A 14,596-nucleotide genomic window follows, 5' to 3' on the forward strand; every position below is an offset into this window, starting at 1 on the left:
CTTTACTCCTTCTCACTGGACTCTGGCAGATGCCAGAAATCGAAAAAATTAAACCAGTCGAGCGGCGACATGAGGGCGTAATGTTCCAGCCGCTGCGCATAGCGATCGACGGTATCTTGCAGTGCCTGCTGGCGTTCACTGCGCGGCAGGCGCAGCGGGTCGGCAAACGGCTCGCAGTGCAGGACGAGCTTACCCTGCTGGCGCAGGGCGAAAATCAGCACCACCGGGCAGCGCAGGATGGAGGCCAGGATAAACGGCCCCTGTGGGAACGGTGCAGGCTGGCCCATGAATCGGCTCCAGATCACGCGCCATTCGCCGCCGCGCTGCGGATTCACCGCGATGCGATCCCCCACAATCGCGACCCATTCACCGCGCTCAAGCTTCTCTTTGATGGCAATGGCGGTGTCCGGGCCGATGTCGGTGACCGACATCAAATTCACGCCAGCTTCGGGCGCCATTTCGCTCATGATTTGCTTAAAGCGCTGGGCGTTCTCGCTGAAAACCAGGGCGTTGATGATTTTACTGCCTTCCAGCTGAGCCAGGGCCCGGCAGGCCTCTACGTCGCCAAGGTGCGAGGCCAGCAGCAGTTTGCCCTGTGGAGCCGCGATGTTTAACGCTTCGCTCGCGCCGGGGGCAAAGACAATATCGCGATGAAGCTTCAGTTCGCCGCGCCAGCTGGCGACTTTATCCAGCATCGCGTTGCCGAAGCGCATGAAATGGAAAAAGCTGTTAAGCCGTGAGGGAACAGGCATGCTCCGCTGACGCAGTTCTTGCTTCACTCTCGCCATCCACTGCCGCGAGGCCTGCCGCGCCGGACGCGCGATAAGCCAGTACACGCCGATAACCGGCCACAACAGCACGGTAAAGGCCCGCCGACCCAGCCGTTCCCAGACGCGCAGCATCAGGCGCATCCCCCACAGACCCTTGACCTCGTCCTGCTGCGCCCAGTGCTGGCGGCGTCGACGGAAAAGCAGGCCGGGCATGCGGGGCAGCATGCCGAAGAAGAGCCGGGTATGCATCAGGGAGATCCGCACGTTATCTTTTAGCGCGTCGAAGTGGGACAAACCGTCCTGCGGATAGGTAACGCGCGTGGGCAGAAAGACGCTGGTGTTGCCCTGCCAGTAGAGACGAACCATCACTTCGGTGTCAAAGTCCATCCGCTTGCCGAGCGGTTCGCGCGCTGCCAGCCGCAGCGTGGGTGAAACCGGATAGACCCGAAAGCCGCACATGCTGTCTTTAAGCTGCAGCGATAAGGTTTCAATCCACACCCAGACGTGGGTGATCCAGCGCCCGTAAAGTCGGGAGCGCGGAATAGAGTCATCGTAAATGGGCTGGCCGGAAATCAGCGCGTCCGGGTGGCGCTCCGCCAGCGCCAGCAGTTTGGGGATATCTTCGATGGCGTGTTGGCCGTCCGCATCCACCTGCACGGCGTGGGTGTAGCCCGTCCGCGCGCACTCCTCCAGCCCTCTGATGACCGCGGCACCTTTTCCGGCGTTTTGCGCCAGACGAACCAGCGTCATCTGCGGCTGCTCCGCCGCCAGGCGCTCAAGCTCCTGACGGGTGACTGCGTCGCTACCGTCATCCACCACCAGGCACGGCAGGCCGAACGGCGCGAGACGTGACAGCACGCGGGCAATCATCGCGCCGTGGTTGTAGCACGGGATCAGCACGCAGGGACGAAAGATTACTGACATAGACGAATTTTCCCGCTGCTGGCGGTGTGGCGCTCAGCCCCGGCATGGCGCTGATAGCTGAAGGTCAGCATCTGACGTTCGGCATGCCACTCAAGCATCAGCGTCACCGTGGTTTCCGGCAGCAGTGGTGCCTGAAACTTCACGTTTTGAATGCTGTGAAAGCGATAGCCCGGTGCCAGTAACGTCGTGGCGTAGTGCATCACCCAGTCAAGCTGCGCAACGCCGGGCAGCAGCGGTTGTACGGCGAAATGGCCCTGAAACCAGAACAGCGTTGCGTCGAGATGCAAAACGATCTCCAGCTTCTCCGGCTGTGTCTGGTGGCGCTCAATTTCATGAATTTTCATGAAATAACTCCTCTAACTGCGCATAGACACGCTTGTTCATACTGTTTACCGGCATTTCATCAACGATGCGCCAGTAGCGCGGCACCGCGACAGGTTCAAGCCACGGCAGCAGGGCGCGACGCCAGGCGAACTCCTGCGCTTTTTTATCCTGCACATACCCGCGCTGACGGGCCGTTTCATCCAGAACCAGCAGGGCGCCAATCCCCTGACGACCCCCGCGCGTGACAGGCAGTGCGGCCGCTTCGCAAATACCGTCGAGCTCCAGCAGGCGGCGTTCGATCTCGTTAAGCGAGATGCGTTTTTCTTCAATTTTGACCACCCGCCCGCGGCGACCGGCGATGCTGAAAAGCCCCTCGCTGTCGAAGTGCAGGATATCGTCGAGCTGGAGCCCTTCTGGCTCATGGATCAGTGGCGACGTAACGCGACAGGCGCCATCTTCCTGATGGAAGATCACGCCGGGGAACGGTAGCCAGGGCACGTTATCCTCCTGACGATGGCGCCAGGCGAGGATCCCGGTTTCGGTACTGCCATAAATTTCATCCGGCCAAAGGTTAAGCCAGCCGGAGGTGGTCGAGACGTCACGCCAGGGCAGCATTCCACCTGCTGAAATCAGCATCCTGACGGGCGGCGCGGCAAGCTCGGTATCCAGGCGCTTCAGGAACGCCGGGCTGCTGATAAACAGGTATTGCCTGTCAGGAGGCAGGGCGGCCAGTTGTTCTGCGTAATAGAGCATCGCGGCATGCAGCGGCAGGCCCAGCGCCATCGGCAAGACGATACGGAATGTCAGGCCATACAGGTGTTGCGGTACGACCGAGGCCACAATGCTGCATCCGGCCAGACGCTCACCAAAGCGGTTAGCCAGCAGGCGGGCTTCGCGATCCAGACTGACGATGTGCTTAACCACCCGGCGCGGCGTGCCCGTGGAGCCTGAGGTGAACAGTTCAACGAAGCGGTTTTCGTCAATGGCCGGCAGAGGCACCCAGTGGCTGGCTGTCTGGTGGCTGGAGGCCACCACAATCTGTTTCCCATGAAAACCAAGCGTTCGATCGCTCAGAACGCCGCTAAACAAAGATTGCTGTTCTTCAAGCTGCGAGACGCGGCTATGGCCGGGAATGACCGGTGTTTTACCGGCGTGCAGCGAGGCCAGCAGCGCAACAATAAACAGGTAGCTGTTTTCAAAGCACAGCGCCCAGCGCTCGCCTTCCTGCTGACGCAGGGTCTCGACCAGTAAGGTTACGTCGTGGCGCAACTGGCCCAGCGTCCAGGTACGATCGTCAAGCCAGGCAACAGGCGTGTCGTCAGGGCGCGGCGCATTTAACCACTGGCCCAGCGGAAGGGGGTTAGTCATTGTGCATCTCTTTTTTTATCACCCGCTGGCGCACCAGCCACTCTGCTGCCATCAGCATCCCCATCAGGATGTAAGCCACCATACCGTTCCATAGCGTCCACAGATGCATGTCGCCGTGGAGGACGGTAAACAGCGCCATCGTGCCGTTGCCGACGAAAAAACCGCACCAGACGAGGGTCACCTTACGGGTATAGCGCACGCCCTCCGGGGGCAAGTTTGGCTCGCGCAAGCGCGCCAGTCGTTCGACAAGCGGCATCGCTGTCCACAGCGAACCGCCAAACACGGCCAGCATGACAAGGTTGACGACCACCGGGTAGAGCAGCAGCCACTGGTGGGCTTTCAGCAGGTAGCTTGCCGTGCAGAGGGCGATCCCCGCCAGCGCCACGCACTGCACCACATACCGCATCGGGCTTGTGTTCCGCTGCGCCTGACGCAGCCGCAGCAGTAACACCAGAGCCATCACGGGTAATAGCCACTGCAGGCTGTTATGCGCCAGCCCAAATCCAATCAGGAAGGGCCACGCCAGCAGCATCAACCCCGTCAGAAGTGGGATGATCGGGAATGTCCGTCCGCCGCGCACGACGTCTTACTCTTCGCGCAGAAGCTGTTCGACGGCGTCTACCACATCCTGAACGGTACGAACCGATTTGAAGGTTTCCGGCTTGATTTTCTTGCCCGTTTTCTTCTGCAGATGAACAATCATGTCCACCGCATCAATGCTGTCCAGCTCCAGGTCTTCGTAAAGACGGGCTTCAGGGGTAATATCCTGCGGGTCGATTTCAAACAGTCGGGTCAGAAGGCCACAGACTTCCTGATAAATGGTTTCTTGTTCGGTCATCGTGATCACATCTCAGGCGCGTTGAGCGTTGATAAAGGACGCCAGCGTGGCGACGGAAAAGAAGTGCTGGCGCATCTCTTCGCTTTCAGCGGAAAGCACCACGCCATACTGGTTTTTCACAGCCAGACCCAGTTCCAGCGCGTCGATAGAGTCGAGACCCAGCCCATCGCCAAACAGCGCGGCATCGGTATCAATATCCTCTGCGGTAAGCTCGTCCAGATTCAGCGTGGTGATAATGAGATTCTTAATTTCAAGATAAAGCGCTTGCATCATTAATTCCTGACAAAGATTGAAGGCCTGATGTTAATCGATGCTGTAGATGCCGGTTTAACTGCCTTGCCGCCAGCGCCGGTTCTTGTTCATTTGCATCGTAAAATTCGTCGATGTTCACGCGGTCGCGGACATCCACGGTGAAGACAGGTTTTTCTGGCGGCACATCATACCAGCGACTTTTTTTATCCAGCAGATGTTCGCTACAGTGGATCAGCACCACCCGCAGATCGCTGTTACAGCGCACGGCGATATTTGCTGCGCCGCGCTGGAGGGAAATAGCTTCGCCAGACCGGGTACGTGTGCCTTCCGGGAAGATTAACAGCGTGTCGCCCTGAGCCAGACGCTGCTGGCTTGCAGCCAGCAGAGGCTCGGCTTCGCTGTTAATCAGGTAATCCGCCGCGCGGATGACGCCGCTGACAAACGGATTGCGCAGCAGCGCGCTTTTCACCAGACAGTCGGTTTCTGGCATCACCGATGCCAGAATCACGTAGTCAATTAACGTGGGGTGGTTAGCCACCACCAGACAACCCCGATCGTTGCGCAGGGCGTCAAGATTGTGAATGCGATAGTCCAGTACCCCGAGGCCACGGGCAACGGTCAGGAAGAAGCGGAAGCTGGCCGCAATGCTGCGCCGCGCAAGGCGACGGCGGTTGGTGCGGTCGCGCTGGACGATCAGCAGCAGGTTGAACCATACCAGTGACAGCAGCAGCCCGCCCACGCCAAACAGCACGAAGCAGAATCCGGTCATCACCAGACGCCATAACCAGTTAATTCGGGCAGTCAGGCGGTTCATGCGCGCGTCCATTGCCACAGCAAACGTTCGCCGGGTACCACAAACTGGCGTGCCTCGCTGAGATAGCGTTGCAGGAACACCAGGCTTTGCGGAAGGGCGGGTTCACCCCCCGTGCTGCCGCTGCGGGTTTCACACTGCAATTCCTTGCCGGATTCAATCACCAGCGCCAGCGCGTAGGGCCAGGTGGGCATCTGGTGCGGTAACGCCGGGTGGTAAAATTCCGGCAGTGCGCCGTCAAAATCGACCAGCAAGACGCGGGAGTAGCCCGCCTGCAGCAGGCTCAGGACTTCACATAATGCCTGCTGGAAGGTGTCCAGCCCGGCAGAAATGGATGACGAGACGATTGCCTGGCGTGCGGTAATCGTGAGATTGCCCACCGCCGAGTTGTGCACGGACATGGCGAAGTCGGTAGGCGATACGGATTGCCCCGTCGCCAGAGCATGCAGAATACGGTAGTTGCGCTCCAGCTCGCCGTGGCGGCTGGAATAGACGACGGCATCAATGGCGTGGTGTTGCAGCATAGCGAGACCAATGTCCACCGCCAGCTTACTGCCTGAATTGAGGCGGCGCGCGGTCATCATGGGTAAAGCGGTCAGCCGGGGAAGCGGGGCCGCTGGATCGACGGGCAGCTGCAGGCGTGACCACGCCTGCCACTCTGTGGCATCGCTGAGTCCTGGGGCTCTCGCCTGCCAGTCGATAATGTTCAGTGAAAATTTCATCTACGCGCGTCCGCGAAAAAAAACCGTATTCAAAGGGCAGACCTGGCCACCCGGGCAGCTAAGCTGCTCTATTGTTCACGTTTGGTGCATATCAGCAGGGTATGACCGACCCCAAGGTTATCCAGACGCTGTTCAACGCTGAAACCTGCGCTCTCCAGGTAACGATAAAACGCCTCTACGCTGTAAAACCGGCTATTGCCATTCGCCATACAGGTGAAATAGAGCGAGGTGGCATTCAGGCTGAAAGAGGCCGCTTCAAACTTCTGGGCATCCCAGAAAAGCTCCATGATGCACAAACGTGCGCCTGGCTTCATGACCTGTGCGACGCGCGTCAGCATGGCGACAATCTGATCCGGAGAGAAACAATCCAGAAACTGGCTCATCCACCAGACGTCGGCCTCACCCGGCAAGGCTGCTGGGCTAAGCATATCGACAGCATGGAATCCAATACGATGAGAAAAACCTGCTTTTGCGATGTTTTCCTGCGCCAGCGCTATCTGCTGCGGCAGGTCGAGGATCGTCACGGCAACATTTTCGTCATAGCGGCAGCAGCGTAACGCCCATTTACCCGTATTTCCGCCCACATCGTACAATTTTGTCGGCGAGCTTGCGAATATATATGGCAAAGCGGCGTCAAACGCGGCGTCGGAATAGTAATGATCAAAGGCGAACCAGCTCTCTTTCGCCTGTGCCGGTAATTGGGATAATGCCGGATAGATGGTTGGCCAGTTGCCAAACACCGCTAATCCCGCAGGTTTTTCTTCCTTCAGGGCGTCCGCCAGGTGAAATAGCCCTTTGTAACAAACGTCCTGAGTGAAATCCATATTTACGCGGGTCATTTCATCGTGCAGTAAAAAGTGGCCCACTTTCGCCAGAAAATAACGTCCATGCTGTTGGGTAACGATCCGCCCGCTTAATCCCATATCCAGCAGTACGCTGACGCCATAGCTGCCGAGCGTGCTGTGTTCGGTTATTTCCTCGAGGCTGGCACCCTCTTTACCTTGTTTATCGAGCCAGGCGAGAATGCCTGAGTTACGCAGACAAAGCGCGGTCTGAAATAACATCGGAGCAAAAGCGATGCGTTGCGCTTCGGTAATGGCATCCAGTGCGCTGAGCGTATCCTTTTCGTACATTGCTGCGTAACCTTTCAGGGCAAGAAATAAGGGTTATCGGGCCAAATGCGGCCCGACTTTAGAAAAATATTACAGTGCGGCGCCCGCGGAGAGGTTCAGCTGAATATCGTGGTCGAGGTTATTCACCCAACGGTTATAATTTTTGTGAATTTTACCGTCAGCCGCTTTCAGGTTCATACTGCTTTCGTAGTTAATGGAATAGCTTGTTGCGGAATAAGGAATACGAACGTCGACCGAGTGGTCGCGCGCCTGCAGACGACCTTTGATAACGCCCGGACCGGCTTCCGTCATGATCCAGTCACGTTTTTGTCCTGCTTTCAAAATCGCTGTTTTTACCTGGTCGGCGGTATGACCCGCGCTCACAGTAGAGTGAACCTGAGCGATTGGGGCAGTACGCGCACAGCCTGCCAGTGCGCCAACGAATACGGCGGCAGCACACCATTTAACGATCTTTTTCATCAACAACTCCATATCAATAATAACAATTAAAGGTAGTGGTTTTTACAAATAATATTCATCCGGCGTTTCTTATGTGCCAGATGTTTTTTTAATCAATATTAAGGTTTGCATTACGTTGACGCGAAGGCGGGCATAATAACATGGAAAATAATTAACAATTTCATTTTTTTTAATTTGCGTTAAATCATGATTTGCGTTTCAACGTAATGCGACCGACGTAAACAAAAACAGAATTAATATTTCCTTAACGCAAATAAAAATACCGCGACAGATTATGAACGCGGTAATTTAAGGCGGATTATTGACGGTTTAAACCTACCTATACAGGTAGGTCAGCTACCCAGGCAACCGGCTTTTCGGCCTTCCCGGCCCGAGCAAAATGGCCAGCTTGCTGCCGCCTTTGGTGGTCTCCATCCAGATCTTACACACGCTGGTCAGGGGGACCGAGAGCAGCATACCGACCGGGCCCAGCAGCCATCCCCAAACCAGTAAGGATAAAAAGACGACCAGCGTCGACATGCCGAGCCGGTGCCCCATCATGCGTGGTTCGAGAATATTGCCCAGCACCATGTGCACGACGAGGAATAACGCGCCGACCAGCATACATTCGTAGAAACCGTTAAACAGAAACGCCTGAATCATCGGCGGCACGGCGGAAAGCACCGCGCCAATGTTGGGCACGTAGTTCAGCAGAAACGCCAGCACGCCCCACATCAGCGCGAACTGCACGTTCATCAGCATCAGCCCCAGCCAGACGATGATCCCGGTCCAGACGCTCAGCAGCGTTTTCAGCGCCAGATATTTAGAGACGCCCTTCAGCGCCCGGTGTAAGCCAGCAATGTGAATTTGTGGGTTATTCAGTGCAAAGCGCAGCTTATAGGGGACGTGGCGGACTTCAAACAGCATAAACACCACCGTCATGACCAGCAGCAGAATGCTGGCCATCGCGCCGGAAAGCCCCGTCATCAAGGTGGTGGCGTAGGTCATGACCTTCTCGGAATCCATCCTGCGCAGCATCCGTTCGGGTGAGATATGCAGATTAAGGAAAGGCACCATCTCCTGGAGTGCGACGATCTTCCGCGTCAGCTCTTTGTTGTACTGCGGCAGCATGGTGGAGAATTCACTCAGCGAGGCCGCCAGCACGCCGAAGAGCGCCGTCAGGGCAATCAGCATCACGATGACGACGATGGTGATGGCGACCGGACGGCTGACGCCCCGGCGAAGAAACCAGGTGACCAGAGGATTAAGCACAATAGCAAAAAAGAGCGCCAGCAGGAGCTGAACTATGATGTCGGCGGCCGCATGGATACCCGCAAGGATAACCACCAGACAGGCGAGTTTTAATAAGATGTGGAGTCCTGCTTTGTCGGACGGGTTAGCGATCATGCGCGTTCCTTAATGTGATGACCCGGTAAGTGTAGTGCCCGGGCCTCGCTTCGTCTGGCACCGTTAATCTGAAAGTCGCTGCTGATTTTCTTATTGGGGCGTGGTAATAGTGAAACACTGTTGTAAAAAATCCAGGTAGAACCCCATGCCCGAACCTGCCGCTGAACCGGCACTGAGCGGACTGCGCCTCAATCTGCGCATCGTTTCCGTTGTGATTTTTAACTTTGCCAGCTATCTCACCATCGGCCTGCCGCTGGCGGTTCTGCCGGGCTATGTCCATGACGTCATGGGCTTCAGTGCCTTCTGGGCGGGGCTGGTGATTAGCCTGCAGTATTTCGCCACGCTCCTGAGCCGCCCGCATGCCGGGCGCTACGCGGACACGTTCGGTCCAAAAAGCATCGTGGTGGTGGGATTGTGCGGCTGCTTCCTCAGTGGCCTGGGCTACCTGCTGGCTGCCTCAGCCAGCCACTGGCCGCTGGTCAGCCTGGCGCTGCTCTGCCTGGGCCGCGTCATCCTCGGCATTGGGCAAAGCCTGGCGGGAACCGGCTCGACGCTCTGGGGCGTGGGGGTTGTCGGGACGCCACACATTGGTCGGGTGATCTCCTGGAACGGGATTGTCACCTACGGCGCGATGGCGCTCGGCGCGCCGCTTGGCGTCGCCTGCTATGCGTTTGGCGGGCTGTATGGACTGTCGCTCACCATTATGGCGGTCGCGCTTGTGGCGATACTGTTTGCGCTGCCGCGCCCGACAGTGAAGGCCAGCAAGGGCAAGCCGCTGCCGTTCCGGGCGGTGCTCGGGCGGGTCTGGCCATACGGGATGGCGCTGGCGCTGGCGACCACCGGCTTCGGGGTCATCGCCACCTTCATTACCCTGTTCTATGACGCCAAAGGCTGGGACGGCGCGGCCTTTGCGTTAACCCTGTTCAGCTGTGCGTTTGTTGGCGCGCGCCTGCTTTTCCCTAACGGCATCAACCGTCTGGGCGGGCTGAACGTGGCGACGATCTGCTTTGTGGTAGAGATTGTCGGGCTGCTGTTGACCGGCGTAGCCAGCGCGCCCTGGATGGCGAAAATGGGCGTATTTCTCGCGGGAGCCGGTTTTTCACTGGTCTTCCCGGCGCTGGGCGTGGTCGCGGTAAAAGCGGTACCGCAGCAGAACCAGGGGGCGGCGCTGGCGACCTATACGGTATTTATGGATATGTCGTTGGGCATTACCGGGCCGCTGGCAGGGCTGGTAATGGCCCGGGCGGGCGTGCCGGTGATCTATCTTGCCGCGGCGGGTCTGGTCATGATGGCATTGCTGCTGACGTGGCGGTTAAAAAAATGGCCCCCGGTGCAGGCACCGGAGGCCACGTCATCATCGTGAAACGTTACTGGATTACGATGGTGTTAATGATGTTTTCAGCAGCCGTCTGCGCTTTCTGCTGATCTTCCGCTGGCAGGGTGATCTGCAGGGTCAGGAGTTTGTTATCGACCTTGCCCAGCACGACAGAGGAGTAAGCGGTCTGGCCTTTCGCGGAGATGATGCTGTCCAGCTGCTGCAGCTTATGGCCTTTCAGCTCGATGGATTTATTGGTCACGACCTGCAGCTGCGGGTCGCGGCCGCGCTGCTGATCTTCCAGACGTTTGGACAGGACGGCCAGATCTTCGCTGGTGTCGTCGCCCACAATCACAATGACCGCTTTCTGCCCGGTTGCGTCGGAGTAAACGTGCATGTTATTCGCCTGAGTGCCCAGCTTGCCGCTCTGGTCAGTCATATCGGCTGGCAGAGAGAAGCTGAGTTTGCCATCCATCAGATTCACCGGCTGGCCGGTCGCATTGCTTTCTGCGGATGCGCCCTGAGCAGGCGTTTTCGTGTCGCTGTTATCACAGGCTGCAAGACCCACAACCAGCAGGCCAATCCCGACATATTTAACCAGATTGCGCATTGACTTCTTCCTTTCGATAAACGGCCATAACGGCTCATTCGCTCATCTTATCACAACTGATAAAGCGAACCCTTAACCAGCCTGCAATGCCGTGATTTCAGATTTATCTGCCAGCCTTTTCAGCAGCATATTCAGCAGCACGCCGTACATGGGCAGGAAGAACACAATGCTGATGAGCACCTTGAAGCAGTAGTCCACCAGCGCGATTTCCATCCAGTGTTCGGCCATGAACGCATCCGGGCTACGCCAGAAGGCGATGAAGAAGAAGGCCAGCGTATCGCTCACGTTACCGAACAGCGTGGAGGCGGTGGGTGCCATCCACCAGCGATGATTCTGACGCAGGCGATTAAACACGTGCACGTCCAGAATCTGCCCCAGCGCGTAGGCCATAAAGCTTGCTGCGGCGATACGGGCGACAAACAGGTTGAAGTGGGTTAACGCCTCAAAACCCTGCCAGCTTCCCATATAAAACAGGGACGAAACCCCGTACGAGATGAACAGCGCCGGGAGCATGACCGCAAAAATAATGCGGCGAGCCAGCGGTGCGCCAAAAATACGCACGGTCAGATCGGTGGCGAGGAAAATAAACGGAAAGCTGAACGCGCCCCAGGTGGTATGAAAACCAAAGATGGAGATAGGGAGCTGCACCAGATAGTTGCTGGAGGTGATCACCAGCAAATGGAAAAGCGAAAGCCAGAACAACGCTTTTACGCGCTGTGATTGAGAAAACTGCGTCATATTGTGACCTTTTTATACGTTGGGGTGAGGGAACCCAATAAAAACCGCAGCATGATACTGCTTTGGCGGGACATTGCAATGGTTAGTTTTTACGCAATCGTTAACCTGGTTTGCATTGACCGCAACGGGGCGTAAACTACAGCCGTTTTTACCTGACCGAGAAGATCATGACCGACCTGTTTTCCAGCCCAGACCACACTCTTGATGCCCAGGGCCTTCGCTGCCCGGAACCGGTAATGATGGTACGTAAAACCGTGCGCAACATGCAGACCGGTGAAACGCTGCTGATCGTTGCCGACGACCCTGCCACCACGCGCGACATTCCCGGTTTTTGTACCTTTATGGAGCATGAGCTGGTGGCGCAGCAGACGGAAACGCTGCCGTACCGGTATTTGATTCGTAAGGGGTAGCCCTCACTTATTTGGGGGGAGGTTGAGGGTATCAGGCCGCACCCATGCTTGAACCTGTTCCTGAATATTTAAAAGCGAGTTTAACGGTAGATGACCTGCCTCTGGACGTCCCTGCCTTCGAACCAGAAGTTGATCAGTTGGGAAGCTATTGCCCGCTATTAACGCAGTTGCTGTTGGCTCGTTCACTTTCAGAGAGTGATGAAAGAGTGGCTGGAGATTTGTTGCAAGGCTTAGTTGGGCTGTATAGCGGTATGTTGAAAGCACCGCGCTGGTTGCGTACAAATGAAGGCATCTTGCCACTGTGAAAAAAGTCGGGTGGCGCTAACGCTTACCCGACCTACGGGACTAGAGCCGTTGTAGGCCGGGTAAGGCGAAGCCGCCACCCGGCAAGAATACGGCCTCTGCGGCCTGATGCCCTCTCCCACAGGGAGAGGGAGAACGTCATCCTTTCATCCACGCCCGGATCCCGTCCAGGAACATCTGCGTTGCCATCATGACCAGAATCAGCCCCATGAGGCGTTCCAGCGCGTTTACCCCTTTTTCGCCCAGCAGGCGCAGGAACAGGGACGACTGCAGCAGGATGATAAACGTCCCGCCCCAGGCAATCAGCAGGGCAATGACCAGATGGCTCATCTGATTCGGATACTGGTGCGACAGCAGCATCAGCGTCGCCAGAATGGTTGGCCCCGCGACGAGCGGGATCGCCAGCGGCACAATAAACGGCTCTTCACCCGCAGGCAGGCCGCTGCTGCTGCCTTCCGCGCTCGGGAAAATCATCTTAATCGCAATCAGGAACAGAATAATCCCACCGGAAATCGACACGGTTTCAGCGCGCAGGTTCAGGAAGGCGAGGATTTTTTCACCCGCAAACAGGAAGATAAACATCACCAGCAGGGCGATGAGCAGCTCGCGGATCATGATCGCCCGGCGGCGCTTCGGCTCGGTGTGCTTCAACACCGACATGAAGATCGGCAGGTTACCCAGGGGATCCATTATCAGGATCAATAAAACCGCGGCGGAAATGATTTCACTCATGTAAATTATCCCTGAAACTCTCTAAGGTTATTATGATAATTAGCTGTATTTCTGATTGCCGGGCAATCATCGATTAATTTCGCTTGCGACTTTGGCAGCATTTTGTAATGTGAAGCATATCCCAGTTCAATACTGGCTTGCACAATCAGCACACACCCTCAGCAGGAAAAAAATGCTATGAAAAACGTTGGTTTTATCGGCTGGCGCGGTATGGTCGGCTCTGTACTCATGCAACGCATGGTTGAAGAGCGCGATTTCGACGCTATCCGCCCGGTCTTCTTCTCCACTTCTCAGCTCGGCCAGGCTGCTCCGTCCTTTGGTGGTACCACAGGCACGTTGCAGGATGCTTACGATCTGGAAGCGCTGAAGGCACTCGACATTATTGTGACCTGCCAGGGCGGCGATTATACCAACGAAATCTATCCAAAGCTGCGTGAAAGCGGCTGGCAGGGCTACTGGATTGACGCGGCCTCGTCGCTGCGCATGAAAGACGATGCCATCATCATTCTCGACCCGGTTAACCAGGGCGTGATCGCCGATGGCCTGAACAACGGCGTAAAAACCTTTGTTGGCGGTAACTGCACCGTCAGCCTGATGCTGATGTCCCTCGGCGGCCTGTTCGCGCAGGATCTGGTGGAGTGGGTCTCCGTGGCGACCTACCAGGCGGCGTCCGGCGGCGGCGCGCGTCACATGCGCGAGCTGCTGACACAGATGGGCCAGCTGCACCAGAGCGTTGCGACCGAGCTGGCAAATCCGGCATCCGCTATTCTGGATATCGAGCGTAAAGTGACCGAGCTGACCCGCAGCGGCGAGCTGCCGGTGGATAACTTTGGCGTACCGCTGGCCGGTGGCCTGATCCCGTGGATCGACAAACAGCTGGATAACGGCCAGACCCGCGAAGAGTGGAAGGGCCAGGCCGAGACCAACAAAATCCTCAATACCGCGAACACCATTCCGGTTGACGGTCTGTGCGTGCGTATCGGCGCGCTGCGCTGCCACAGCCAGGCTTTCACTATTAAACTGAAAAAAGATGTGTCTATTCCGACCGTGGAAGAGCTGCTGGCCGCGCACAACCCGTGGGCGAAAGTGGTGCCAAACGATCGCGATATCACCATGCGTGAGCTGACCCCGGCAGCGGTGACCGGCACGCTGACCACGCCGGTTGGCCGTCTGCGTAAGCTGAACATGGGGCCGGAGTATCTCTCCGCGTTCACCGTTGGTGACCAGCTCCTGTGGGGCGCCGCTGAGCCGCTGCGCCGCATGCTGCGCCAGCTGGCGTAATAATTTGTTAAATACCGGGGGTGATTTTCACCCCTTTTTTTTGCGTACTACATGGAGTAACACGCGTATGTCTTATTTTTTATCAGGAGTCATTTAGAGCGTTGGCTATGCTTTAAGGAAGAGTCATTTCTTACCTGAGGTTCGAACGGAGCAGAATGGATGCACATTTTTGTGCTGTCCCGTTCAGGTCACATTAAAAGTCGTCCCGGAGCGCTTAAAA

At 56.9% G+C, this 14,596-nt stretch carries 18 protein-coding genes; 4 read left to right on the plus strand and 14 right to left on the minus strand.

All coding sequences use genetic code 11. The annotated features are described in order from the left end of the window. Window positions 1-2: 2 nt before the first annotated feature. From N6P30_RS07610 to N6P30_RS07660, 11 genes are all read right to left on the minus strand, one after another. Entirely contained in the window at window positions 3-1,694 is a 1,692-nt protein-coding gene (locus tag N6P30_RS07610) for a glycosyltransferase family 2 protein (protein WP_023294736.1), read from the minus strand. Further along, window positions 1,685-2,038, minus strand: coding sequence for a hydroxymyristoyl-ACP dehydratase (locus N6P30_RS07615; protein WP_008503085.1), 354 nt, complete (start codon window positions 2,036-2,038; stop codon window positions 1,685-1,687). Before N6P30_RS07615 ends, N6P30_RS07610 begins: the two co-directional genes overlap by 10 nt. Continuing rightward, window positions 2,025-3,386: an acyl-CoA synthetase gene (locus N6P30_RS07620; RefSeq protein ID WP_021242173.1), complete on the minus strand. Its 1,362-nt coding sequence runs from the start codon at window positions 3,384-3,386 to the stop codon at window positions 2,025-2,027. Before N6P30_RS07620 ends, N6P30_RS07615 begins: the two co-directional genes overlap by 14 nt. Next, window positions 3,379-3,918, minus strand: coding sequence for a hypothetical protein (locus N6P30_RS07625; protein ID WP_023294735.1), 540 nt, complete (start codon window positions 3,916-3,918; stop codon window positions 3,379-3,381). The genes N6P30_RS07620 and N6P30_RS07625 overlap by 8 nt, the downstream gene beginning before the upstream one ends. A gap of 54 nt (window positions 3,919-3,972) precedes the next feature. Then, window positions 3,973-4,224 carry an acyl carrier protein gene (locus N6P30_RS07630; RefSeq protein WP_008503082.1) on the minus strand — a complete coding sequence of 84 codons (252 nt, stop codon included), beginning with the start codon at window positions 4,222-4,224 and terminating at the stop codon, window positions 3,973-3,975. A gap of 12 nt (window positions 4,225-4,236) precedes the next feature. Continuing rightward, window positions 4,237-4,494, minus strand: a complete 258-nt coding sequence (locus tag N6P30_RS07635) for a phosphopantetheine-binding protein (RefSeq protein ID WP_008503081.1) — start codon at window positions 4,492-4,494, stop codon at window positions 4,237-4,239. Continuing rightward, window positions 4,475-5,290, minus strand: coding sequence for a lysophospholipid acyltransferase family protein (locus N6P30_RS07640; protein ID WP_008503080.1), 816 nt, complete (start codon window positions 5,288-5,290; stop codon window positions 4,475-4,477). The genes N6P30_RS07635 and N6P30_RS07640 overlap by 20 nt, the downstream gene beginning before the upstream one ends. Beyond that, window positions 5,287-6,009, minus strand: coding sequence for a beta-ketoacyl synthase chain length factor (locus N6P30_RS07645; protein WP_023294734.1), 723 nt, complete (start codon window positions 6,007-6,009; stop codon window positions 5,287-5,289). Before N6P30_RS07645 ends, N6P30_RS07640 begins: the two co-directional genes overlap by 4 nt. A gap of 68 nt (window positions 6,010-6,077) precedes the next feature. Next, window positions 6,078-7,142 (minus strand): class I SAM-dependent methyltransferase, encoded by a 1,065-nt coding sequence (locus N6P30_RS07650; RefSeq protein WP_008503077.1) that lies wholly within the window; start codon window positions 7,140-7,142, stop codon window positions 6,078-6,080. Window positions 7,143-7,211: 69 nt separating this feature from the next. After that, window positions 7,212-7,601: a hypothetical protein gene (locus tag N6P30_RS07655; protein ID WP_008503076.1), complete on the minus strand. Its 390-nt coding sequence runs from the start codon at window positions 7,599-7,601 to the stop codon at window positions 7,212-7,214. 336 nt (window positions 7,602-7,937) lie between these two features. Beyond that, window positions 7,938-8,987 carry an AI-2E family transporter gene (locus N6P30_RS07660; protein WP_008503075.1) on the minus strand — a complete coding sequence of 350 codons (1,050 nt, stop codon included), beginning with the start codon at window positions 8,985-8,987 and terminating at the stop codon, window positions 7,938-7,940. 145 nt (window positions 8,988-9,132) lie between these two features. Between N6P30_RS07660 and N6P30_RS07665 the strand changes: the two genes are divergently transcribed. Further along, window positions 9,133-10,350, plus strand: a complete 1,218-nt coding sequence (locus tag N6P30_RS07665; protein WP_023294733.1) for an MFS transporter — start codon at window positions 9,133-9,135, stop codon at window positions 10,348-10,350. Between the two features lie 4 nt (window positions 10,351-10,354). On the opposite strand, the gene N6P30_RS07670 is transcribed toward N6P30_RS07665, so the two are convergent. Together N6P30_RS07670 and N6P30_RS07675 are read right to left on the minus strand one after the other, a co-directional pair. Next, a complete protein-coding gene (locus tag N6P30_RS07670; RefSeq protein ID WP_008503073.1) occupies window positions 10,355-10,912 on the minus strand; it encodes a DcrB family lipoprotein in 558 nt (185 codons plus the stop codon). Between the two features lie 72 nt (window positions 10,913-10,984). Further along, complete coding sequence (locus N6P30_RS07675) at window positions 10,985-11,650, minus strand: 7-cyano-7-deazaguanine/7-aminomethyl-7-deazaguanine transporter (protein ID WP_023294732.1); 666 nt, start codon at window positions 11,648-11,650, stop codon at window positions 10,985-10,987. A 167-nt stretch (window positions 11,651-11,817) separates the two neighbouring features. Between N6P30_RS07675 and tusA the strand changes: the two genes are divergently transcribed. After that, a complete protein-coding gene (tusA, locus tag N6P30_RS07680; RefSeq protein ID WP_017693840.1) occupies window positions 11,818-12,060 on the plus strand; it encodes a sulfurtransferase TusA in 243 nt (80 codons plus the stop codon). A gap of 44 nt (window positions 12,061-12,104) precedes the next feature. Then, the gene (locus N6P30_RS07685; RefSeq protein WP_032676980.1) at window positions 12,105-12,365 is read left to right on the plus strand and encodes a hypothetical protein; all 261 of its coding nucleotides are present in this window, start codon (window positions 12,105-12,107) and stop codon (window positions 12,363-12,365) included. 136 nt (window positions 12,366-12,501) lie between these two features. Here N6P30_RS07685 and yhgN read toward each other — a convergent pair whose 3' ends face one another. Beyond that, window positions 12,502-13,095, minus strand: a complete 594-nt coding sequence (gene yhgN, locus N6P30_RS07690; protein WP_003861574.1) for an NAAT family transporter YhgN — start codon at window positions 13,093-13,095, stop codon at window positions 12,502-12,504. Between the two features lie 177 nt (window positions 13,096-13,272). Here yhgN and asd point away from each other — a divergent pair, with 177 nt between their 5' ends. Further along, window positions 13,273-14,376, plus strand: coding sequence for an aspartate-semialdehyde dehydrogenase (asd, locus tag N6P30_RS07695; protein WP_021242179.1), 1,104 nt, complete (start codon window positions 13,273-13,275; stop codon window positions 14,374-14,376). Window positions 14,377-14,596 lie beyond the last annotated feature (220 nt).

Source organism: Enterobacter sp. PL1 (assembly GCF_945957325.1).
GTDB classification, from domain to species: domain Bacteria; phylum Pseudomonadota; class Gammaproteobacteria; order Enterobacterales; family Enterobacteriaceae; genus Enterobacter; species Enterobacter roggenkampii.